This window comes from Synechococcus sp. Cruz-7E5, from assembly GCF_024345995.1.
GTDB lineage: Bacteria > Cyanobacteriota > Cyanobacteriia > PCC-6307 > Cyanobiaceae > Regnicoccus_A.
Genome location: NZ_JAGQCE010000009.1, coordinates 15,039 through 34,032, shown reverse-complemented (window position 1 = coordinate 34,032; position 18,994 = coordinate 15,039). Strand labels below are relative to the sequence as shown.

Genomic DNA, 18,994 nt, shown 5'->3' with positions numbered 1-18,994 from the left:
GACCGGGCTTTCACACCCATAACCCTACCGAGAGTTCTCCCAGGCTGAAGGGGCGCCAGCCCACCAGCCAGATCATTCTGGCGACGGCGTTGAGCGGGCCATCCCCGTGGCCGCGGCCCCACCTATGTGGTGAGCGGCAGCGGCTGATTCCATCGCTGAAGGACCTGCAGCTGACGCATGGCCTGTGGCCTGTGATGGCCCTAGCGCAGCTCCGCCTCCAGCAGGCCCAGCCAGGCCTCCGGCAGCTGCCAGTGGCGGGCTCCCCGCAGGATGGCCGCGGCGTAGTCGCAGCCGGCGCTCAGCCCTGGCGCGCGCCAGGCGGGAGTGGGCACATAGGTGAGAGCGTCGAGAGGTTCGCCGGCGCCGGTGATCACCCGGACCCGCTGATGGTGGTAGTGACCGGCCGCCACGCCCTCGCAGCGGTCGAGGGCGGCCCGATCATCCGGGCTGTGATGGTGCACCACTCCCCAGCAGTGGGCGCCGCTGTGGCGCACGAGACCGGCGGCCCCTTCGCCCGGAGCACGGCCAAGGCGCCGCTTGTTGATCCCCCAGCGCCAGCCCTCCAGCCGTGCCACCAGGCCGCTGCCATCCCAGCGGGGGCAGCGCCGCGCCAGCTGGGAGGGGCAGAGGTTCGAGCCGTAGCTGAACACCGGGGTGCTTCTCCAGTCGCCGTAGGGCACCAGCGGCAGACCGATCACCTGCCCATGGCGGCCCACGTACACCCAGGCCCGGCTGCCGTCGCTGAGCTGACAGCGCTGACGTTGGTACTCGCGGGGCACGTCTTCGAGCAGATCGAGCCGTTCCAGGCCGCTCGCCTCCAGCGCATACAGCTCGCCATGGATCAGGGCCGGCTCCTGTGGTCCCTGGGCGTCATGAGCTTCCGGTTCAGTGGCGGCCACCGCCATCGGGTAGGGGCCGAGGTCGTGCAGCCGGGCTCCCCCCAGGCGCCGCCTCCCGAGGAAGCGGCTCCCGTCGAGCCAGGGGTGGTTGGGCTCCCCCCGCTTCAGGCTCCCGTAGACGAATACGTGCTCCGACATCGGGCGATCGCGTGTTGCCTCGCCTCAGCCGGGATGGGGCTCTGCCTGATCGATGCCCCACTCCTGGCGGATGGCCGGGTTGCTCAGCTCCCAGGCGTGCTCCTGGGCCGCCAGCGGTGCTGTGCGGGTGCCGGGCTCGAGGCCCCGCCGGCTCAGTTCCCCGCGCACTTCGGCCTGGAAGCACTGGGTCTCGCGCAGCAGATCGGCCACCCGCTGCGGCCCCCCCAGCACCTTCTGCATCGCTCCCTGGCCGCTCGAGAGCTGGAGAGTGGCGAGGTGGTCCTCGAGCCAGGCCCATTCGTAGGGGAGCATGGCGTCACTGCAGGCCTGCAGGTGTTCGCGGTAGGTGTGCAGATGCTCCTCGAGCACCCGCTCGCTGAGGGGGCTGTAAGGCATGGCGGGAGGCTCATGCCCGAAGTGGCCATTTCCGGAGCGTTCCCGCAGCCGATTCATGATCTCGCGCAGATAGCTCATGGCGCCGCGATCGCTGACTTCAGAGGTTAGGCCGAGCGCTGTCGTCCGGATCGAGCGGCAGCCCCCGCAGCGCCAGGGCACCACGGCGGGCGGCCAGCAGGAGGGGATAGAGCGTGCGGCTGCGCTTCTCCTCGCCGAACACCGCCTTGAGCAGTCCCAGCAGGGCGGAACTTGGCCGCAACTGGGCGCAGAGCCGCTGCACAGCTTCGGCCCCATGCCAGCAGCGCTCGCCCTCGATCAGAACGGCCCCGGTGGTCAGATCGAAGCCCCGTTGTTTGAGCCGCCGGCGCAACTCGTGATCGGCGCGGCCATCGATGATCTGCAGCTGGGGCAGCCCGCCACGCAGTTCGCCCATGGCGGCAAAGGTGCTGCAAAAGGGACAGCCACCGTCGAACACCAGCTGGATCGTTCTTGGTTCAGCGCTGGCGGGTGTCGTTGAAGCGGCTGAAATCAAGGCAGCGAAACTCACTCTGGTCATCTCTGACGATATCGACGAAGGTTTCATCGAAGCGGATCCGGCTGCTGTTGTAGGCGGCGCGCTTGTACACCGGGCTGCGCACCGTTTCATCGACGCCTTCGAACGCCACCAGCACCTCCCCGTGGGCGGCGCGCAACTTGGCCTCGCCGAGGCCATGCAGAGGACTGTCCGGGCCGATCGGGTGCATCACCGTCCACATCAGCTGGAACAGGAAGGCTTCGCTGCGCACCAGCTCCAGCCGGTGCAGGCGGCGCATCGTTTCCCCCTCGGCGCTGCGTTCATCGATGGCCAGATAGGCCTGGACCTTGGCACTCACCAGATTGTTCTGGTGCACGTTGACGATGCGGAAGGTGAGACAGGGCCTCCCATCCCAGGGCTGGACCGTGGCCACCTTGCTGAAGCGGATCTCCGCCCGGCTGCGGGAGAAGCGGGCGAACACCAGGCCGGTGGTCACGGCGGTGAACACCAGGCTCACGAAGGCCTGCAGGGTGACCAGGGCGTTCACCACTGGCGAGACTGGGTGGAGCACGCCGTAGCCGATCGAGCCCAGGGTCTGCACGCTGAAGAAGAAGGCGTCGCTGAACCCCGCCACCTGGCCCTTCGGCAGGCCGCCGATGCCCTGAGCATCGAGCAGATAGAGCAGCGCGAAGAGGACGTTGGTGCCCAGGTAGGTCAGGGCGATCAGCAGCAGGAAGCCCGGCCAGGGCAGCTTCAGCATCAGCCGGTAGGGTTCCCGCCACTGGTTGATCAGGCTGTCGATGTTGTCGGCGCGGTAGACGCCATCGAGCTTGAGCAGGCGCACTGGGCGCAGGCGGCTTGATCGGGTCCGCAGGCGGCGGAAGGGGTTCATGGTGTCGGCGATGGCGAGGCAGGGGAGCGCTCCCAGGCAGAGGGCACCATCGCCAGCCGGGCCTGCCCAGACTAGTCAGGGGTTTTTGGCTGTCCCTCAGCCCAGCTCCAGGCAGGCCAGACCGTAGATGTCCTGCAGGGGTAGCTCGGGAGGGGTGCCGCGATACATGCGCACGGTGCGCCCGGCGATCTGGAAGCCGCGCTGCTCAAGCAGGCGATGGGCCCTGGGATTCGCCTCGGGAGCATCGATCAGCACGGGTCCCGTGCGCTCGGAGCAGAGCCGATCGAGCAGGGCCCCGGCCAGCGGTGGGGCATCCGCCAGCAACGGGCCCAGCCGCCAGCCCACGGCGCCGGCACTATCGGGCAGCAGGCAGGGCCTGATCCGCCCGAAACCGCGGCAACAACCCAGTTCATCGCGCACCAGTTCCACGGTGCCGCTGCCCTGCCCCAGCCATTCCCCCAGGAAGTGGGGGCGCGGAGTGGCTTCGTGACGGGCGTCGTAGCTGAGCACCAGTTCATGGCTGCCGGCATCCGCTCCCAGCTGAGCCGCGGCCACCACGCCATAGCCCGGTGGCAGCTGGCCCCCGCTGCAGCGGGGGCGGCGGGCGGCGGCAAGGCGCCAGCGCAGGGTGTCATAGGCCGCCTCGAAGCCCCACTGGCCGTAGTCGATCAGCCGCTCGGGCGCCGCCTCCAGGCCGATGCAGGCCACCCCATCGAGGTGTGCGAGGGCCTGACGCCAGAGCGCCACGCCGTAGCCCCGTCCGCGGAAGGCCGGGCGCACAAGAAACAGGCCGATGAATCCATAGCGCTCGTCGTAACGAATTCCTGCGATACATCCCACCGGCTCCTCGCCGAGGCACCCCACCCAGAGGCCAGCGCCATCGGTATGGCGGTACACACCGGCGTCCCCCAGTCCAGGGCAGAAGCCTTCCTGCCGGGCCCATTCCGTCACCAGGGGCAGGTCGGACTCGACCATCGGCCGGATCGTGAAATCAGGACTGGCGACCAATGCGGCGACCCCTGGGATGCCCGATCGCCGACATCATGGCCGATTCGTTGTGCTCAGGTCTGGGGCTGGTGATGGCCTCCAGCTGGATGCCTGGGGAGCTGGTGAGTTGATCCGGCTCGAAGATCCATCCCGGTGGTGAGCCGGCCCAGGGAAAACCGTTGGAACGATGTGGCTTTCCGTCAAGCGGCTTGCGGCTTGCATTCGGTCATCAGTTGGCGGGGGTTGTTGGCCTGAACTGGCAGCTGTTTGCTGGTCAAAGCATCTGTTCGATTGCTATCATTCGATTGATCCAAGACACGAACGTCATGCTCACCGGACCTGACCTGCTCGCCAAGGTGAAGGAGATGGGTGATTCCTCCAAATCCGACCTGGTGCGCAGCTGTGGCTACGTGAGTTCCAAGAAAGACGGCAGCGAGCGGCTCAACTTCACGGCCTTCTACGAAGCGCTGCTGGAAGCCAAGGGCGTTAGCCTCGGCGTCGGCGGTGGAGCCGGTGCCGGCAAGAGTGGCCGCAAGCTCAGCTACGTCACCAAGGTTCAGTTCAACGGCAACCTGCTGATCGGCAAGGCCTACACCGCCTTGATCGACCTCAAGCCCGGCGATGAGTTCCAGATCAAGCTGGGCCGGAAGCAGATCCGTCTCGTTCCTGTCGGAGGCGACGACGAAGACGAGTGATCGTCTGACCACTGCAGGACGTTAACCCTGCAGTGGCAGGGGTTTGCCACCTGCCATCTCTTATCTGAGAGCTGGAGCCTTCGGTTGAGGGCGCCAGCTCTTCGGTTCCTGGCCTCAGCCCCTGCGGCGCCAGAGTCCGAGCCATTCGTTATCTCGGCTGGGCAGCCCGTTTTGAGCGGGCCCCCACACCTCGGCCTCGAATCCAGCCCCCCCTAATAGCTGATTCACCCGCTCCGGTTGACAGCCGAACGGAGGTCCTCCGCTGCGGGAGTGGCACCAGAACAGGCCCAGCAGCCACCCCCCTGCGGCAACCATTTCCCCCATGCTGTTGGCGTAGGCCTCCCGCAGGGATGGATCAATCGCGCAGAAGCAGGTGTGCTCCACCACGCCGATCATGCTGCCTGCTGCCAATCCCTCCTTGTGCAGTGCCATGGGGTCGAGGGCATCCACCTGCAGCCACTGACATGACGCTTCGGGCTGATCCAGCCGACGGGCCTCGCGCAGGGCTTCGGCGCTGATGTCGATCCCGGTCACCTTGAAGCCGAGGTTGGCCAGCAGACGTGCGTCATGGCCGCGGCCAAAACCTGGCACCAGCACCCTGCCCGGAGGCTGGGGTGCCAGCGGATGTTCGTGAAGAAAATGCCGCAGCGGCGGAGCGGCCCGGCCCAGGTCCCAGCCATCACGACCCTCCAGATAACGCTGATCCCAGGCATTTGGTGTCAGGTCAGTGTCTTGAGTCGTCATGAGCCAGTTCCGCTGAAATTGGTGCTTGGGGGATGGGTGGTCATGTGGCGTTGAGCGAGCCCTGGATCCAGCCTCCGCCGAAAAGATTCGACCTTGCGGTCAATCGCTGCCCACTCCCGAGCTCTCTGATCTCTACGACGGAGCCTGTCCACTCGGCCGGTTTGAGAACGAGATTCTCAGCTGCCGTGATGGCGCCGCGGAGCCATTCGCTTCGTTGCTCGTTGTTCCTTTCGAATGCTTGCTATCAGCAGGCATTCAGGCCAGCAGAGGAATGCGCGATGCCGGGTTCGAACCAGCGACATCCTGCTTGTAAGGCAGGCGCTCTACCGCTGAGCTAATCGCGCGCAGCGCCATTCTGCCCCCACACCAGCCGCCTGCTTCCGCCATGGCCAGTGGCCGCAGCCATGACCGCGCCACCTGGCTGCTGAGCCTGCCCTTCGCTCTGCTGTGGATGCCGTGGCTGGGGCTGGCAGGGGTGGCGAGTGCCGCCGCTGGTTTCCTGGTGGGCGGCCTGTGGCTCTCGCCGGATCTCGACACCCGCTCCAACCCCAGCCGGCGCTGGGGTCCGCTCGCCCTGCTCTGGTGGCCTTACCGCCGCGGGCTGCGCCACCGCTCCCTGCTCTCCCACAGCCCGCTGCTGGGTTCGGCGCTGCGGCTGGCCTACCTGGCGGCGCTGCTGCTGGCGCTGAGTGCACTGCTCTCTCCCCTGGGCGCAACGGGCCCCGGGCGGCTGCTGGAGATGGCCCATGGGCTCTGGAGCGAGCAGCGGCCCCTGCTGCTGGCGGCGCTGGTGGGGGTGGAGGCCAGCAGCTGGCTGCACCTGCTCCAGGACGGGGACCCCCTGCCGCGTCTGCCCCGGCTGCTGCGGCCGCTATGGCGCCGCAAGCGGAGTCGAAGGCAGCGGCGGTGGAGCAGAAGCCGGCGTTAGGACGGAGATCCTGCGGCCCATCGGCCTGTGACCGGTCCCGATTCCCCGCTCGATCCTGCTGCCCTGGAGTCCCTCGCCAGGTTGATGGCCGTGGTGGCTCAGCTGCGCGACCCCGAGAACGGCTGCCCCTGGGACCTGGAGCAGACCCATGCCTCGCTGCTGCCCTACGTGCTGGAGGAGGCCCATGAGGTGGCTGACGCCATCCGTCATGGCGACGACCGGCACCTCGCCGAGGAACTGGGCGACCTGCTGCTGCAGGTGCTGCTGCACGCCCAGATCGCCAGCGAGGCAGGCCGCTTCGATCTCACCCAGATCAGCCGTGGTCTCCACGACAAGCTGGTGCGGCGCCACCCTCACGTATTCGCCGCCCCCGAATCCGCCACAGCCACCAACCGGGGCCTGAGCGGCGACAGCGCCGCGGTGAAGGCCAGCTGGGAAGCGATCAAGGCCCTCGAGGGAACGGCCGGAGCCTCCCCCAGTCCCCTCAGCGATCGCCTCGCCGCCAAGGTGCGCGGCCAGCCCGCCCTGGCTGCTGCCATGACCATCTCCCGCAAGGCCGCCGCCGCCGGCTTCGAGTGGGACTCGATCGAGGGGGTGTGGGAGAAGGTGCATGAGGAGCTCGATGAGCTCAAGCAGGCGGTGGCCAGCGGCGACCGGGTCCACGCCCAGGAGGAGCTGGGGGATGTGCTGTTCACGCTTGTGAACGTGGCTCGCTGGTGCGGCCTTGATCCGGATGCCGGCCTGGCGGGCACGAACCGCCGCTTTCTCGATCGCTTCTCCCGCGTCGAGGCGGCCCTGGGCGGGACCCTGCAGGGCCAGAGCCTCCCTGAGCTGGAGGGGCTCTGGCAGCAGGCCAAGGCCCAGATCCGTGCGGAGGCCGAAGCTTCCAACCCACCAGCGTGAGCTGCTGGAGCCTGCGGCTCAGTCGTCGGGACGGGGAGCTTGGGAGCGGCGCTGGCCCTTGATCGCTCCCCGCAGCTTCTTGGCGCTCAGGCGGCGCTCCACCGAACCCCGGGTGGGCTTGGTGCGCCGGCGGGGCGGTGGTGGCGGTTTGATGGCGGAGCACAGCAGCTCCGCCAGCCGCCGCAGGGCCGCCTGACGGTTCTGCCACTGGGAGCGGTGCTCCGAAGCGGTGAGCACCAGCGCGCCATCCCGCAGCCGTCCCTCCAGCCGCCTCAGCGCCCGGGCCTTGAGCAGGGGAGGCAGCGCCGAGGTGGCCGCCAGATCGAACACCAGCTCCACCCGTGAATCGGTGGTGTTCACCCCCTGGCCGCCCGGCCCCGAGGAGCGGGAGAAGCGCCAGTTCAGCTCCGCTGCCGGGATCACCAGCCGTTCGTTCAGAGGCAGGTCAGGCATCGATCAACTCGTGGTTCATCACAGCAGCGTCACCGCGCCGCTGGCGATGTCGAAGCAGGCGGGCTGGATGCGCAGCCGCCCGGAACTCACCGCCTCCCGCAGCAGGGCGCTGCGCCGGCTCAGCTCCCGGGCGGAATGGCAGGCGTTGTGGCGGATCGCCAGGCTGAGGTCGTCGCCCGGCTCCAGCGCCGCCCGGATCGGCGTCACCAGGTGCTCCAGCAGCGGGGTGAGCGGTGCCTCGGCCAGGGCGGCGGTGACGGCGCCGCAGCCGCTGTGTCCCATCACCAGGATCAGCGGCACCGCCAGCTCCGCCACCGCGTACTCCAGCGAGGCGATGCCGTCGTCGAAGGCGGTGTTGCCGGCACAGCGCACATCGAACAGCTCCCCGGACCCCGACACGAAGATCCACTCCGGCGACACCCGGGAATCAGCGCAGCTCAGCAGTGCGGCCCAGGGCCTCTGGCCGCTGGCCATGGCGCTAGGGTCCAACTGACAACTGCTCTGCCAGAGGCCGTTCATCAGCGCGGTGCGCTCCTGGGCGCTGCCGGCAGTGGCGGCGGCCTGCCAGGCGCGGCTGAACTGGCGATTGCGGCGCAGCAGGCTGCCGAGCGGGTCGTCGTGGGGCGTGCAGGCCGAGAGGCTCTGCTCCAGCTCGGGCGTAAGCGCGCCGGCCTCCGCCCGGGCCGGGCCCAGCTCCTGCAGGGCCAGGACGCTGGCCGCCAGGCCCGCGCGTTGCAGCCACTCCCGTCGGGTCAGCGTCATCGGCTCAGGCTCATGGATGGTGCGGGCCCAGGGATGCCCAGGTGACAGGGTGCTCCTCTGGAGGCTTAGCTAGGACCGCTCCGAGCGTCAGCAGCCATGGATTCAAGTGCTGGCTGGGTCGATGAAATTCACCAGGGCGTGCGCTACGGCCTCGAAGCCAAGGTGGTGCTGGAGGAGGCCAGCCCCTACCAGCTGGTCACGATCATCGACAGCCAGCGCTACGGCAAGGGGTTGCTGCTCGATGGCTGCTGGATGACGGCCGAAGGCCAGGAGCGCCATTACCACGAGCCTCTGGTTCATCCGGCCCTCTGCTCCGCCGCCGCCATCGAGCGGGTGCTGGTGATCGGCGGCGGCGACGGTGGCACGGCGCGGGAGTGCCTGCGCCACCAGGGTGTGCGCCACCTCGATCTGGTGGAGATCGACGCACTGGTGGTGGAGTGCGCCCAGCGTTACCTGCCCTCCCTGGGGGGCGGCTGCTGGGACGATCCCCGCTTCCATCTGACCGTGGGGGATGGCATCGGCTGGGTGTCCGCGGCGGCTGCCGCCAGCTACGACGTGGTGATCGTGGACGGCTCCGACCCCGCTGGCCCCGCCGAAGGCCTGTTCAATCGCGCCTTCTTCCAGCACTGCCGCCGCCTGCTGCGGCCTGGCGGTGTGTTCGCCACCCAGAGCGAATCCCCGGAGGCTTTCCGCGAGGTGCACCTGGCCAGTGTGCGACTGCTGCGGGAGGTGTTCGGCCATGCCGATCCGCTCTATGGCTGGGTGCCGATGTATCCGAGCGGCTGGTGGAGCTGGACCTTCGCCGCCACCGATGGCCCCCGCTACCGGGAGCCCATCGCCGAGCGGGCGGCGGCGGTGGCGGCCGGCTGTGAGATCTGGTCGCCCCGCTGGCAGCGAGGTGCCTTCGATGCCGTCCCGGCCGGCATTGAGCGGGCCCTGGCCCATCCCCAGGCCTGAGCTGATGTCCCTGTCCGCTGCGCTGAACCTGCTCAAGGGCGACCTGTTTGACCGAGACGGCGCAATTTTCATGGGATCGCGGCGCGACCCCGAGGGTTGCCGGGTGGGCCTTTTCGGGGTGCCCTACGACGGCACCACCTCCTTCAGGCCGGGCACCCGCTTCGGGCCAGCGGCGATCCGGGAGGTGAGCAGCGGGCTGGAAACCTACGACCCCCAGCTGGATCTCGATCTCGATGACCTTCCCTTCTGCGACCTGGGGGCGGTGGCCATTCCCTTCGGCGCGCCGGAGCCGGTGCTGGAGGCCGTGGGCGAGGCCACCCGGACGGTGCAGGAGCTGGGGCTGCGGCCGTTGATGCTCGGTGGTGAGCACTCGATCAGCAGTGGCGCCGTGGCCGCCGTGGCCGCCCGCTATCCCGACCTGGCCCTGGTGCAGCTCGATGCCCACGCCGATCTGCGCCAGAGCTGGCTGGGGGCACGCCACAGCCATGCCTGTGCCATGCGCCGCTGCCTGGAGGTGCTCCCGTCCGGTGATCTGCTGCAGGTGGCGATCCGCAGCGGCACCCGTGACGAGTTCGAGGAACTGCGCCGCAGTGGCCGGCTGGTGGGGCAGGGCCCGGGTCTGTCGCTGCAGCCAGAGCGGCTGCAGGCGGAGCTGGCGGCAGCTCTCGCCCCACTGCGGGGTCGGCCGATCTACCTCACCGTTGACCTCGACTGGTTTGATCCCGCCGTGCTGCCCGGCACCGGCACCCCCGAACCCGGTGGTTACCACTGGGGCCACTTCGCGGGGCTGCTGGAGGAGCTGCGCCACCAGCGGCTGGTGGCGGCCGATGTGGTCGAACTCGCCCCGGGGCTGGATCCCAGCGGCGTTAGCGCGGTGCTGGCGGCGAAGGTGACCCGCAGCCTGCTGCTGCTGCTGGGCCAGGTTCAGTAGGAATACGAACCGCTGGAGCGTTGCTCCCGCAGCCGTTCGTGCTGCTGCCCGATCAACACCACCGCCAGCGTGGGGTGGTTGTGCAGCAGGTTGAGAAAATTCAGCCGGTCAAGCTTGACCAGCTCCACCGGGGTGCGGGCGATGGCCTCATTGCGGAAGTACCCACCGCGCCAGGCGATGTCTTCGTAGCTGAACAGCTCGCCGTGGCGATAGCAGAGGCGATTGCTCGTGGCGTCGATCAGTTCGACGATGCCCTTGCGGACTCCGTAGATGGCGCGGGCGAGATCACCTGGGTGAAACACATGAGAGCCGGTGGGCAGGGTGAGAGTTTCACCGTCCACCTGGGAAGCCATCAGTTCAACCGGCGTTGCGGGTGCGAGTGCAACCAATCATCCACCTCCATTCAGGGATCAGAACATTCAGCATGGCGTGCGCTGCCTGCCTTTTCTGGCTAACTGCGTTACACAATGCAGAGAAGATGCAGCGAATTCAAGCCGCCCCCGGGGGGGGGGGGGTAGGTCAGCTGGCGGCCACCAGCAGGTCGGTGAGGGCGAGCTGGCGGTTGGCAAGCGACGGAATCGCCACGGGAGCATGGTCGACGCTGGGGAGGCGGGGTGGACGGGGGGTCCAGTGGTGGCACCACAGATCCGCGGCCAGCTCGGGGTGGATCGCCAGCCGTCGCATCTGGCACCAGCTCTGCTCAGTGCCGCCGAAGGCTGGCTCAGGCGTCTGGCAGTGATTGCAGCTACGACAGTTCGGGCGCTGGCCCATGGGCACGACCCATTCAGGGCACCCAAGGTAAGGAGCTTTTGATTGTTGGACCAGGGGAAAACCGAACCTGCTGGAAGTCTTCGGTATTGCCGGAAAGGCGCACCCGGGGCCTCCGTCCACTGGAGCTGTGTCCATAGGATCCCGCCAGCAGACGCGACGGCCCATCCCATGGCGGACTCCCTGAAGCGAACTCCTCTGCATGGGGCCTGTCGCGATGCCGGCGCCCGCCTGGTGCCTTTCGAGGGCTGGGAGATGCCCGTGCAATTCCAGGGGCTGGTGCAGGAGCACAAGGCGGTGCGTCAGGCCTGCGGTGTCTTTGACATTTCCCACATGGGTGTGCTGAGCCTGCGGGGTGATGGAGCCAAGGACGCCCTGCAGGCGCTGGTGCCCAGCGATCTGTTCCGAATCGGCCCGGGCGAGGCCACCTACACCGTGCTGCTCAATGAGGCCGGAGGCATCCGCGACGATCTGATCGTCTACGACCTCGGCCGGCCTGAAGACAGTGAAGGCCCAGCAGATGAACTGCTGGTGATCATCAACGCCGGCTGCGCTGAAGCCGACACTGCCTGGCTGCGCAGCCAGCTGGAGCCCATCGGGCTGGTGATCAGCGACCGCAAGGCCGATGGGGTGCTGCTGGCCCTGCAGGGTCCTGAGGCGATCGCCCGGCTGGAGACCCTGGCCGGCGCCGATCTGAGTGGCCTGCCCCGCTTCGGCCACCGCACCATCCACCTGAGCGGCACCGCTTCCGGGGATGCCGCCGGGGCCAGCGTCTTCGTGGCCCGCACGGGCTACACCGGTGAAGACGGCGTGGAACTGCTGCTGGATCGCGCCGCCGGTTGTGCCCTCTGGGCCCAGCTGCTGGCGGAGGGGGTGACCCCCTGCGGCCTCGGCGCCCGCGACACCCTGCGACTGGAGGCGGCGATGCACCTCTACGGCAGCGACATGGATGCCGCCACCACGCCGCTGGAGGCCTCCCTGGGCTGGCTCGTGCACCTGGAGATGCCGGCCGATTTCATCGGCCGTGACGTGCTGGAGCGCCAGAGCGCTGAGGGGGTGAGTCGGCGGCTCGTGGGGTTGAAGCTGCAGGGCCGGGCGATCGCGCGCCATGGCTATGCGGTGCTGCGTGAGGACCAGGTGGTGGGGGAGGTCAGCAGCGGCACCTGGTCGCCCAGCCTGGGCGAGGCGATCGCCCTGGCCTACGTGCCTGCCGATGCCGCCCGGGTGGGGACCGAACTGGCGGTGGAGATCCGCGGCAGGGCGGAGCCTGCCGTGGTGGTGAAGCGGCCCTTCTACCGGCGGGGCTGAGGTCTCCGGCCAGGCGGCCGCCATGGGACACTCTCGGATTGAGTTCCTTTCACGATGCGCAGCCACGGGTGCGGCGATCTGCGTAGCAGCAGCGTCGATCAGGTCGTTGAGCTGAGTGGCTGGGTCGACCGCCGCCGCGACCACGGCGGGGTGATCTTCGTCGATCTGCGAGACCGCAGCGGCACCGTCCAGGTCACCGTCGATCCCGATCTGGGGCCCGAGGCCTTCGCCGTGGCGGAACACCTGCGCAATGAAACGGTGCTGCAGGTGCAGGGCCGGGTGCGGCTGCGGCCCCAGGAGTCGCTGAACACCCGCCTGGCCACTGGTGAGGTGGAGGTGCTCGCCAGCCGGCTCACGGTGCTGAATGTGGTGCGCAAGCCCCTGCCCTTCCCCGTGTCGGTGCACGACGAGGAGAACACCCGCGAGGAGCTGCGGCTGCGTCACCGTTACCTCGACCTGCGCCGCGAGCGCATGAACGGCAACCTGCGTCTGCGGGCCCGCACGATCCAGGCCGCCCGCCGCTTCCTGGAAGACCAGGGCTTCATCGAGGTGGAAACCCCGGTGCTCACCCGTTCCACCCCCGAGGGTGCCCGCGACTATCTGGTGCCATCGCGGGTGTGTGGCGGCGAGTGGTTCGCCCTGCCCCAGTCGCCCCAGCTGTTCAAGCAGCTGCTGATGGTGGGCGGCATCGAGCGCTACTACCAGGTGGCTCGTTGCTTCCGCGACGAAGACCTTCGCGCCGACCGCCAGCCGGAGTTCACCCAGCTGGACATCGAGATGAGCTTCATGGGCCAGGAGGAGATCCTCGAGCTCAACGAAGCCCTGATCGCCTCGATCTGGAAGGCTGTGAAGGGGATTGAGCTGCCGCGGCCCTTCCCCCGGCTCAGCTGGCATGAGGCCATGGAGCGCTACGGCACCGACCGGCCCGACACCCGCTACGGCATGGAGCTCACCAACGTGAGCGACCTGGTGGCCGGCATGGGCTTCAAGGTGTTTTCAGGCGCGGTGGCGGCCGGCGGCTCCGTGAAGTGCATCGCCGTGCCCGGCGGCAATGACGCCCTCAGCAATGTGCGCATCAAGCCCGGCGGTGACGTGTTCAGCGAGGCCCAGGCCGCGGGCGCCGGTGGTCTGGCCTTCATCCGCGTGCGCGAGGGCGGCGAGATCGACACGATCGGCGCCATCAAGGACAACCTCAGCGCCACCACCAAGGCTGAGTTGCTGCAGCGCACCGGCGCCGTGCCCGGCACCCTGCTGCTCTTCGGAGCCGGCGACACCTCCACGGTGAACAAGGCTCTCGACCGGGTGCGTCAGTTCCTGGCCCGCGAGCTGAAGCTGGTGCCGCCCGAACGGGAGAACGACACCTGGAACTTCCTCTGGGTTGTCGATTTTCCGATGTTCGAGTTCAACGCCGGCGAGAACCGCTTCGAGGCGCTGCACCACCCCTTCTGCGCCCCCAATACCGACGACCTCGGCAGCGATCCGGCCCAGTGGGCTGCCACCCTGCCCAGCGCCCGCGCCCAGGCCTACGACCTGGTGCTCAACGGCCTGGAACTGGGGGGCGGCTCCCTGCGCATCCACGATTCGGCCCTGCAGCGTCAGGTGCTGCAGACCATCGGTCTGCCCCCGGAGGAGGGCGAGCGCCAGTTCGGCTTCCTGATGGAAGCCCTCGACCTTGGCGCTCCGCCCCACGGCGGACTGGCCTTCGGGATCGATCGCATGGTGATGCTGCTGGCCGGCGAGGAGTCGATCCGCGACACGATCGCCTTCCCCAAGACCCAGCAGGCCCGCTGCCTGCTCACCCAGGCCCCCGCCGACGTTGCCCCCCAGCAACTGGAGGATCTGCACGTGGCCAGCACCTGGATGGAGCCGGAGTGACCGCCGCGAGACACGGCTGATCCCGAAGAGAAACCATCTGTTTCAGGTCGGCCATCGCCGCAAACCCGATGGTGATGGCAGTGCAATCCAGGGTTCGTGTCGGCAGGGTCAACAGCAGCGCTTCAAGGCACCCGGGATCACGAGCCCGGAGTGGCCCGGAACCAATCCCGTCTCCCCAGCAGGGCCAGCGCCGATCTGGTGCGGCTCTACCTCCAGGACATCGGCCGGGTGGACATGCTCAGCCAGGAGGAGGAGCTGCTGCTGGCCCGTCAGGTGCAGGCCCGTGAGGATCTGCTGAGCCAGCGGCTTGCGCAGGCAGCCGAGCTGCCGATCCTGCAGACCATGGTCGATCTGGAGCTGGTGCGCCAGCGGCTTGCCAGTCGCCTCACCCACCAGCCCTCCCATGGCCAGTGGGCGGAAGCATGCGGCCTGCCCCTGGCCGAGCTGCGTCGAATCCTGCAGGAGGGCCACAGAACCTGGGCCGCTTGCCTGGAGCTCAGCCTCGGAGATCTCCAGCAACGGCTGCTGCGCGGTCGCCGTGCCCGCGACCGCATGATCCAGGCCAACCTGCGCCTGGTGGTGGCGGTGGCCAAGAAGTATCAGAAGCGAGGGATGGAACTGCTCGATCTGGTTCAGGAGGGCACCCTGGGCCTGGAGCGGGCGGTGGAGAAATACGACCCCACCCGTGGCTTCCGCTTCAGCACCTACGCCTACTGGTGGATTCGCCAGGGTGTCACCCGGGCGATCGCCACCCAGAGCCGCACGATCCGCCTGCCGGTCCACGTCACCGAGAAGCTGAACCGGATCAAGAAAGCTCAGCGCCAGTTCGCCAGTGACCATGGCCGCACCGCCACTCTCAGCGAGTTGGCCCAGGCGCTGCAGTGGAGTGAGGATGCCGTGCGCCTCACCCTGCTGCGGGTGCCCCGCTCGATCTCCCTGGAGACCAGGGTTGGCCACGACCAGGACACGCCTCTGGGGGACCTGCTCGAGGACCCCACAGAGACCCCCGAGCAACGCCTCACCCGCCAGCACCTGCAGAGCGACCTTGACGCCCTGCTCGATGAACTCAGCCAGCGGGAGGCCGAGGTGATCCGCCTGCGCTACGGCCTCAGCGATGACACCCCCCGCACCCTGGCCCAGATCGGCGAGGGGATGCAGCTCTCGCGGGAGCGGGTGCGCCAGATCGAGACCAGGGCCCTGCACAAGTTGCGCCAGCCGGCCCGGCGCGGCCGGATTCACGATTACCTCGCCAGCCTCGACGGTTGAGGCAGCCCGCGCGCACGCCCCACGGCCCCCCCCTGGACGCCGGCGCCGGTGCTGGGCTAAACCGGAATCATTCCGCCCTGGTTCCGTGAGTAACGCCCCAGCCATCACCGCTCCTCCGATCGACATCGGCATCTCCGATGACCAGCGCCAGCAGATCGCGGCCGGCCTTGGCCGGGTGCTGGCCGACAGCTACGTCCTCTACGGCAAGACCCACGGCTTCCACTGGAACGTGACCGGGCCGATGTTCAACACGCTCCACCTGATGTTCATGGAGCAGTACACCGAGCTCTGGATGGCCCTCGATGTGATCGCCGAGCGGATCCGGGCCCTGGGCTGTCCAGCCCCCTTCGGTGGCTCCCGCTTCGCGGCCCTGTCCTCGATTCCCGAAACTCAGGGTCAGCCCCCGGCCCTGGAGATGGTGCGAGAGCTGGTGATGGGCCATGAAGCGGTGGCCCGCACCGCCCGCAGCCTCTTCCCGCTGGTGGCGGAGGCCGGGGATGAACCCACCGCCGACCTGCTCACCCAGCGGCTGCAGATCCACGAGAAAACCGCCTGGATGTTGCGGAGTCTCCTTGAGGCCTGAATCACCTGAGCCTGGCTCTGGCCGTCGCGCCCGCTGCGCGGGCAATACGGCCTGTCGCCAGGCCAAGGGGATTCGGCAAGGAGCCTTGGGGAGGGCTCGATAGATTGAGGTGTCTGCTGTGCCTGGTCCACCGCCCATGACCAAGTTCGTCTTCGTGACCGGCGGGGTGGTGTCGAGCATCGGCAAGGGCATCGTGGCGGCGAGCCTGGGGCGGCTGCTCAAATCCCGGGGCTATAGCGTCTCGATCCTCAAGCTCGATCCCTATCTGAATGTGGATCCGGGCACGATGAGCCCGTACCAGCACGGAGAGGTATTCGTCACCCAGGACGGTGCCGAGACCGACCTTGACCTGGGCCACTACGAGCGCTTCACCGACACCGCCATGTCGCGCCTGAACAGCGTGACCACCGGCTCGATCTACCAGGCGGTGATCAACAAGGAACGCCGCGGTGACTACCACGGAGGCACCGTGCAGGTGATCCCCCACATCACCGGAGAGATCCGCGAACGCATCCACCGGGTGGCCGCCGACAGCGGAGTGGATGTGGTGATCACCGAGATCGGCGGCACGGTGGGTGACATCGAATCCCTGCCGTTCCTGGAGGCCATCCGTGAATTCCGGGGCGATGTGGGCCGCCGCGACCTCGCCTACGTGCATGTCACCCTGCTGCCTTATATAGGCACCTCCGGCGAGATCAAGACCAAGCCCACCCAGCACTCGGTCAAGGAGCTGCGCTCGATCGGCATCCAGCCCGATCTGCTGGTCTGCCGCTGCGACCGCCCCATCAGTGAGGAGCTCAAGGCCAAGATCGGCGGCTTCTGCGGCGTCCTCCGTGAAGCGGTGATTCCCGCCCGCGACGCCGACAGCATCTATGCGGTGCCGATCGCCCTGGAGCAGGAGGGTCTCTGCCGTCAGGTGCTCGAGGTGCTGGAACTCGAAGATCGCGACAGCGACATGGAGCGCTGGGAGGCCCTGGTGCAGAAGCTGCGCAACCCCGGCGCGGCGGTGAAGGTGGCGCTGGTGGGCAAGTATGTGCAGCTCAACGACGCCTACCTCTCGGTGGTGGAGGCCCTGCGCCACGCCTGCATCGATCGGGAGGCCAGCCTTGACCTGCACTGGGTCTCCGCCGAGCAGATCGAGACCCAGGGCGCCGAAGCGCTGCTGCGCGGCATGGATGCCGTGGTGGTTCCGGGCGGCTTCGGGCATCGGGGTGTCGATGGCAAGGTGGCGGCGATCCGCTGGGCCCGCGAAGAGCGGGTGCCCTTCCTGGGCCTCTGCCTCGGTATGCAGTGCGCGGTGATCGAGTGGGCGCGCAACCTCGCCGGTCTGGCGGGCGCCACCAGCGCCGAGCTCGATGCCGACAGCGTTCATCCCGTGATTCATCTGCTGCCGGAGCAGCAGGATGTGATCGATCTGGGCGGCACGATGCGCCTCGGGGTCTACCCCTGCCGGCTGACGGCGGGCACCATGGCCGCCAGCCTGTATGGGGAGGAGGTGGTCTACGAGCGGCACCGCCACCGCTATGAGTTCAACAACGCATACCGCAACCTCTTCCAGGCAGGCGGCTACACCATCAGCGGCACCTCACCCGATGGCCGGCTGGTGGAGCTGATCGAGCTGAACGATCACCCCTTCTTCACCGCCTGTCAGTACCACCCCGAATTCCTGTCTCGGCCAGGCAAGCCCCATCCGCTTTTCCGCGGGTTGATCGCGGCAGCGCAGGGTCGGCGGGGCGAAGTCAGCCCCAATGGCCAGGAGCAGCAGTCTGAAGCCATTCCGCAGGAGATGCCCGTGCGGGCTTGAGCGCCCAGCTGGAGGGGATGGAGCGGCTGCTGGCTGTGCCCATCAATGAGGGCCTACCCATTCCCGATGACGCCCTCCAGGTGGAGTGGACTGGCCTGTTGCGGACTTCCTGCGGATCGATTCCGCAACCCAGCTTGCTGGTTAACCACTAAACTTAGTTGCCAGGAAGCTGGGTTGCGGCAATGAAAACGACTCTGGATCTGCCGGACCACCTCGTGTACCAGGCCAAGCAACGAGCCCTCCAGCAGGGGCGCACGCTCAGGGAACTGGTGGCTGAGTACATCCGTCAGGGGCTCCATGGCTCCACGGCAGCCTCTGCATCCGCAGCAAGCGACAGGGTGAGCGTTGATCTGGCGGGGCTGCCGATGTTCCGCTGTAAGCCCGTCAGCGACCAACCCAGGATCGATCTGGCGACGGCATTGCGACAGGAACAGGAATGTCTTGCACAGGAGGACCGCTGCCGTGCCGGCCTGCCTGCTTGATGTGAATGTGTGGTTGGCGGCGGCCTTCGAAGCCCATCCTGCCCATCGCACCGCCCAAGCGGTACTGGTTCGATCCACACCCGCGGCTCCGGCCCTGTTCTGCCGTGCCCCCCAGCAGAGCTTCCTGCTGCAGGCCGATGTGAGCGGAGGCGCAAGCCAGATCAGCTGAGGCCGACGCCCATGACGCTCACCAGTTCATGCATGCTGAACCAGAGCAGCGTGCAGGCGAGCACCCTCTGCGCACCGTTGAGTTCGAAACGCACCTCACAGGTCTCGCCTGGCTGATGGAAGGCGTTGGTGGGCATGGCCAACTCAAGGTGGTCGTCACAGATGGACAGCACATCAGCGCGCTCCAGCGGGCCGGTGGGATCGTCGCCGAAGCGGACATCGGCCGTGAGCGGCTCGGCGAACACGCTGCAGCGTTCCGGTTCCCTTGCGATAGGAATTGTCATGAACACCTCCTGGGGACAGCCCTTTCTTTGTCTTTATCTTCGTACCGCCGAACCCAGTTGCGGTCTCCGAACCAAGGCGGGTTGCCGATCGCCAGCTTCCAACCCCGCACAGAGCCGAGTCAATCGCCGCCAGGAGTCAGGGCGAGGGATCCAACCGATCACCCATTCAGAGGTTGAAGTCGGTGAAGTAATCGGCAACCAGATCTTCTGATGCCAGTTGACTGCGTCCCTCTTCGAGGTGAATGGGCATGGCTTGT

The 18,994-nt window shown here is 67.8% G+C and carries 23 protein-coding genes and 1 tRNA gene; 12 read left to right on the top strand and 12 right to left on the bottom strand.

Annotation, left to right across the window (positions count from 1 at the left end; all coding sequences use genetic code 11):
- Positions 1-200: 200 nt before the first annotated feature.
- The 5 genes from KBY77_RS10930 to KBY77_RS10910 all read right to left on the bottom strand — a co-directional run bounded on the left by KBY77_RS10930 (position 201) and on the right by KBY77_RS10910 (position 3,814).
- Positions 201-1,037 (bottom strand): gamma-glutamylcyclotransferase, encoded by an 837-nt coding sequence (locus KBY77_RS10930; protein ID WP_255104270.1) that lies wholly within the window; start codon positions 1,035-1,037, stop codon positions 201-203.
- A gap of 24 nt (positions 1,038-1,061) precedes the next feature.
- Complete coding sequence (locus tag KBY77_RS10925) at positions 1,062-1,511, bottom strand: hypothetical protein (RefSeq protein ID WP_255104268.1); 450 nt, start codon at positions 1,509-1,511, stop codon at positions 1,062-1,064.
- A gap of 19 nt (positions 1,512-1,530) precedes the next feature.
- On the bottom strand, positions 1,531-1,908 hold the full coding sequence (locus KBY77_RS10920) for a DCC1-like thiol-disulfide oxidoreductase family protein (protein ID WP_315856480.1): 378 nt from the start codon (positions 1,906-1,908) through the stop codon (positions 1,531-1,533).
- A gap of 19 nt (positions 1,909-1,927) precedes the next feature.
- The gene (locus KBY77_RS10915) at positions 1,928-2,839 is read right to left on the bottom strand and encodes an ion channel (protein WP_255104265.1); all 912 of its coding nucleotides are present in this window, start codon (positions 2,837-2,839) and stop codon (positions 1,928-1,930) included.
- A 96-nt stretch (positions 2,840-2,935) separates the two neighbouring features.
- Positions 2,936-3,814: a GNAT family N-acetyltransferase gene (locus KBY77_RS10910; RefSeq protein WP_255104263.1), complete on the bottom strand. Its 879-nt coding sequence runs from the start codon at positions 3,812-3,814 to the stop codon at positions 2,936-2,938.
- Between the two features lie 338 nt (positions 3,815-4,152).
- On the opposite strand from KBY77_RS10910, the gene KBY77_RS10905 reads away from it, so the two are divergent.
- A complete protein-coding gene (locus KBY77_RS10905; RefSeq protein WP_094556058.1) occupies positions 4,153-4,521 on the top strand; it encodes an AbrB family transcriptional regulator in 369 nt (122 codons plus the stop codon).
- A gap of 114 nt (positions 4,522-4,635) precedes the next feature.
- Here KBY77_RS10905 and KBY77_RS10900 read toward each other — a convergent pair whose 3' ends face one another.
- A complete protein-coding gene (locus KBY77_RS10900) occupies positions 4,636-5,265 on the bottom strand; it encodes a methyltransferase domain-containing protein (RefSeq protein WP_255104261.1) in 630 nt (209 codons plus the stop codon).
- A gap of 272 nt (positions 5,266-5,537) precedes the next feature.
- A tRNA-Val gene (locus tag KBY77_RS10895) sits at positions 5,538-5,609 on the bottom strand.
- Positions 5,610-5,650: 41 nt separating this feature from the next.
- Here KBY77_RS10895 and KBY77_RS10890 point away from each other — a divergent pair.
- Both KBY77_RS10890 and mazG read left to right on the top strand, forming a co-directional pair.
- Positions 5,651-6,193, top strand: coding sequence for a metal-binding protein (locus tag KBY77_RS10890; RefSeq protein WP_255104260.1), 543 nt, complete (start codon positions 5,651-5,653; stop codon positions 6,191-6,193).
- An 84-nt stretch (positions 6,194-6,277) separates the two neighbouring features.
- Complete coding sequence (gene mazG, locus KBY77_RS10885; protein ID WP_255104406.1) at positions 6,278-7,096, top strand: nucleoside triphosphate pyrophosphohydrolase; 819 nt, start codon at positions 6,278-6,280, stop codon at positions 7,094-7,096.
- Between the two features lie 18 nt (positions 7,097-7,114).
- Here the strand turns inward: mazG and arfB are convergent, their stop codons facing one another.
- Together arfB and KBY77_RS10875 are read right to left on the bottom strand one after the other, a co-directional pair.
- Entirely contained in the window at positions 7,115-7,549 is a 435-nt protein-coding gene (arfB, locus tag KBY77_RS10880; RefSeq protein WP_255104258.1) for an alternative ribosome rescue aminoacyl-tRNA hydrolase ArfB, read from the bottom strand.
- 18 nt (positions 7,550-7,567) lie between these two features.
- Positions 7,568-8,311, bottom strand: a complete 744-nt coding sequence (locus KBY77_RS10875; RefSeq protein ID WP_255104255.1) for a carbonic anhydrase — start codon at positions 8,309-8,311, stop codon at positions 7,568-7,570.
- Between the two features lie 96 nt (positions 8,312-8,407).
- On the opposite strand from KBY77_RS10875, the gene speE reads away from it, so the two are divergent.
- Both speE and speB read left to right on the top strand, forming a co-directional pair.
- Positions 8,408-9,268 (top strand): polyamine aminopropyltransferase, encoded by an 861-nt coding sequence (gene speE, locus KBY77_RS10870; protein WP_255104253.1) that lies wholly within the window; start codon positions 8,408-8,410, stop codon positions 9,266-9,268.
- 4 nt (positions 9,269-9,272) lie between these two features.
- Positions 9,273-10,199 carry an agmatinase gene (speB, locus tag KBY77_RS10865; protein ID WP_255104250.1) on the top strand — a complete coding sequence of 309 codons (927 nt, stop codon included), beginning with the start codon at positions 9,273-9,275 and terminating at the stop codon, positions 10,197-10,199.
- On the opposite strand, the gene KBY77_RS10860 is transcribed toward speB, so the two are convergent.
- The gene (locus KBY77_RS10860) at positions 10,193-10,552 is read right to left on the bottom strand and encodes a cyclic nucleotide-binding domain-containing protein (RefSeq protein WP_255094272.1); all 360 of its coding nucleotides are present in this window, start codon (positions 10,550-10,552) and stop codon (positions 10,193-10,195) included. The two genes, speB and KBY77_RS10860, sit on opposite strands and share 7 nt — an antisense overlap.
- A 166-nt stretch (positions 10,553-10,718) precedes the next feature.
- Positions 10,719-10,970: a hypothetical protein gene (locus tag KBY77_RS10855; RefSeq protein WP_255104247.1), complete on the bottom strand. Its 252-nt coding sequence runs from the start codon at positions 10,968-10,970 to the stop codon at positions 10,719-10,721.
- A 168-nt stretch (positions 10,971-11,138) separates the two neighbouring features.
- Between KBY77_RS10855 and gcvT the strand changes: the two genes are divergently transcribed.
- From gcvT to KBY77_RS10820, 7 genes are all read left to right on the top strand, one after another.
- Positions 11,139-12,275 carry a glycine cleavage system aminomethyltransferase GcvT gene (gene gcvT, locus KBY77_RS10850; protein WP_255104245.1) on the top strand — a complete coding sequence of 379 codons (1,137 nt, stop codon included), beginning with the start codon at positions 11,139-11,141 and terminating at the stop codon, positions 12,273-12,275.
- Positions 12,276-12,329: 54 nt separating this feature from the next.
- The gene (gene aspS, locus KBY77_RS10845; protein WP_255104243.1) at positions 12,330-14,150 is read left to right on the top strand and encodes an aspartate--tRNA ligase; all 1,821 of its coding nucleotides are present in this window, start codon (positions 12,330-12,332) and stop codon (positions 14,148-14,150) included.
- A gap of 150 nt (positions 14,151-14,300) precedes the next feature.
- The gene (locus tag KBY77_RS10840; RefSeq protein WP_255104241.1) at positions 14,301-15,416 is read left to right on the top strand and encodes an RNA polymerase sigma factor, RpoD/SigA family; all 1,116 of its coding nucleotides are present in this window, start codon (positions 14,301-14,303) and stop codon (positions 15,414-15,416) included.
- An 85-nt stretch (positions 15,417-15,501) separates the two neighbouring features.
- A complete protein-coding gene (locus tag KBY77_RS10835; protein ID WP_315856479.1) occupies positions 15,502-15,999 on the top strand; it encodes a Dps family protein in 498 nt (165 codons plus the stop codon).
- Positions 16,000-16,135: 136 nt separating this feature from the next.
- Positions 16,136-17,803: a CTP synthase gene (locus tag KBY77_RS10830; protein WP_255104239.1), complete on the top strand. Its 1,668-nt coding sequence runs from the start codon at positions 16,136-16,138 to the stop codon at positions 17,801-17,803.
- Between the two features lie 182 nt (positions 17,804-17,985).
- Complete coding sequence (locus tag KBY77_RS10825) at positions 17,986-18,285, top strand: hypothetical protein (protein ID WP_255104237.1); 300 nt, start codon at positions 17,986-17,988, stop codon at positions 18,283-18,285.
- On the top strand, positions 18,266-18,454 hold the full coding sequence (locus KBY77_RS10820) for a hypothetical protein (protein ID WP_255104235.1): 189 nt from the start codon (positions 18,266-18,268) through the stop codon (positions 18,452-18,454). The genes KBY77_RS10825 and KBY77_RS10820 overlap by 20 nt, the downstream gene beginning before the upstream one ends.
- Here the strand turns inward: KBY77_RS10820 and KBY77_RS10815 are convergent.
- The gene (locus KBY77_RS10815) at positions 18,447-18,737 is read right to left on the bottom strand and encodes a hypothetical protein (protein ID WP_255104233.1); all 291 of its coding nucleotides are present in this window, start codon (positions 18,735-18,737) and stop codon (positions 18,447-18,449) included. The two genes, KBY77_RS10820 and KBY77_RS10815, sit on opposite strands and share 8 nt — an antisense overlap.
- Positions 18,738-18,994 lie beyond the last annotated feature (257 nt).

Bases quoted from the DNA above. Each gene is read 5' to 3' on its own strand.
- KBY77_RS10930 (WP_255104270.1), bottom strand. From the start codon at position 1,037: ATGTCGGAGCACGTATTCGTCTACGGGAGCCTGAAGCGGGGGGAGCCC.
- KBY77_RS10925 (WP_255104268.1), bottom strand. From the start codon at position 1,511: ATGAGCTATCTGCGCGAGATCATGAATCGGCTGCGGGAACGCTCCGGA.
- KBY77_RS10915 (WP_255104265.1), bottom strand. From the start codon at position 2,839: ATGAACCCCTTCCGCCGCCTGCGGACCCGATCAAGCCGCCTGCGCCCA.
- KBY77_RS10910 (WP_255104263.1), bottom strand. From the start codon at position 3,814: ATGGTCGAGTCCGACCTGCCCCTGGTGACGGAATGGGCCCGGCAGGAA.
- KBY77_RS10905 (WP_094556058.1), top strand. From the start codon at position 4,153: ATGCTCACCGGACCTGACCTGCTCGCCAAGGTGAAGGAGATGGGTGAT.
- KBY77_RS10900 (WP_255104261.1), bottom strand. From the start codon at position 5,265: ATGACGACTCAAGACACTGACCTGACACCAAATGCCTGGGATCAGCGT.
- KBY77_RS10890 (WP_255104260.1), top strand. From the start codon at position 5,651: ATGGCCAGTGGCCGCAGCCATGACCGCGCCACCTGGCTGCTGAGCCTG.
- mazG (WP_255104406.1), top strand. From the start codon at position 6,278: ATGGCCGTGGTGGCTCAGCTGCGCGACCCCGAGAACGGCTGCCCCTGG.
- arfB (WP_255104258.1), bottom strand. From the start codon at position 7,549: ATGCCTGACCTGCCTCTGAACGAACGGCTGGTGATCCCGGCAGCGGAG.
- KBY77_RS10875 (WP_255104255.1), bottom strand. From the start codon at position 8,311: ATGACGCTGACCCGACGGGAGTGGCTGCAACGCGCGGGCCTGGCGGCC.
- speE (WP_255104253.1), top strand. From the start codon at position 8,408: ATGGATTCAAGTGCTGGCTGGGTCGATGAAATTCACCAGGGCGTGCGC.
- speB (WP_255104250.1), top strand. From the start codon at position 9,273: ATGTCCCTGTCCGCTGCGCTGAACCTGCTCAAGGGCGACCTGTTTGAC.
- KBY77_RS10860 (WP_255094272.1), bottom strand. From the start codon at position 10,552: ATGGCTTCCCAGGTGGACGGTGAAACTCTCACCCTGCCCACCGGCTCT.
- KBY77_RS10855 (WP_255104247.1), bottom strand. From the start codon at position 10,970: ATGGGCCAGCGCCCGAACTGTCGTAGCTGCAATCACTGCCAGACGCCT.
- gcvT (WP_255104245.1), top strand. From the start codon at position 11,139: ATGGCGGACTCCCTGAAGCGAACTCCTCTGCATGGGGCCTGTCGCGAT.
- aspS (WP_255104243.1), top strand. From the start codon at position 12,330: ATGCGCAGCCACGGGTGCGGCGATCTGCGTAGCAGCAGCGTCGATCAG.
- KBY77_RS10830 (WP_255104239.1), top strand. From the start codon at position 16,136: ATGACCAAGTTCGTCTTCGTGACCGGCGGGGTGGTGTCGAGCATCGGC.
- KBY77_RS10825 (WP_255104237.1), top strand. From the start codon at position 17,986: ATGAAAACGACTCTGGATCTGCCGGACCACCTCGTGTACCAGGCCAAG.
- KBY77_RS10815 (WP_255104233.1), bottom strand. From the start codon at position 18,737: ATGACAATTCCTATCGCAAGGGAACCGGAACGCTGCAGCGTGTTCGCC.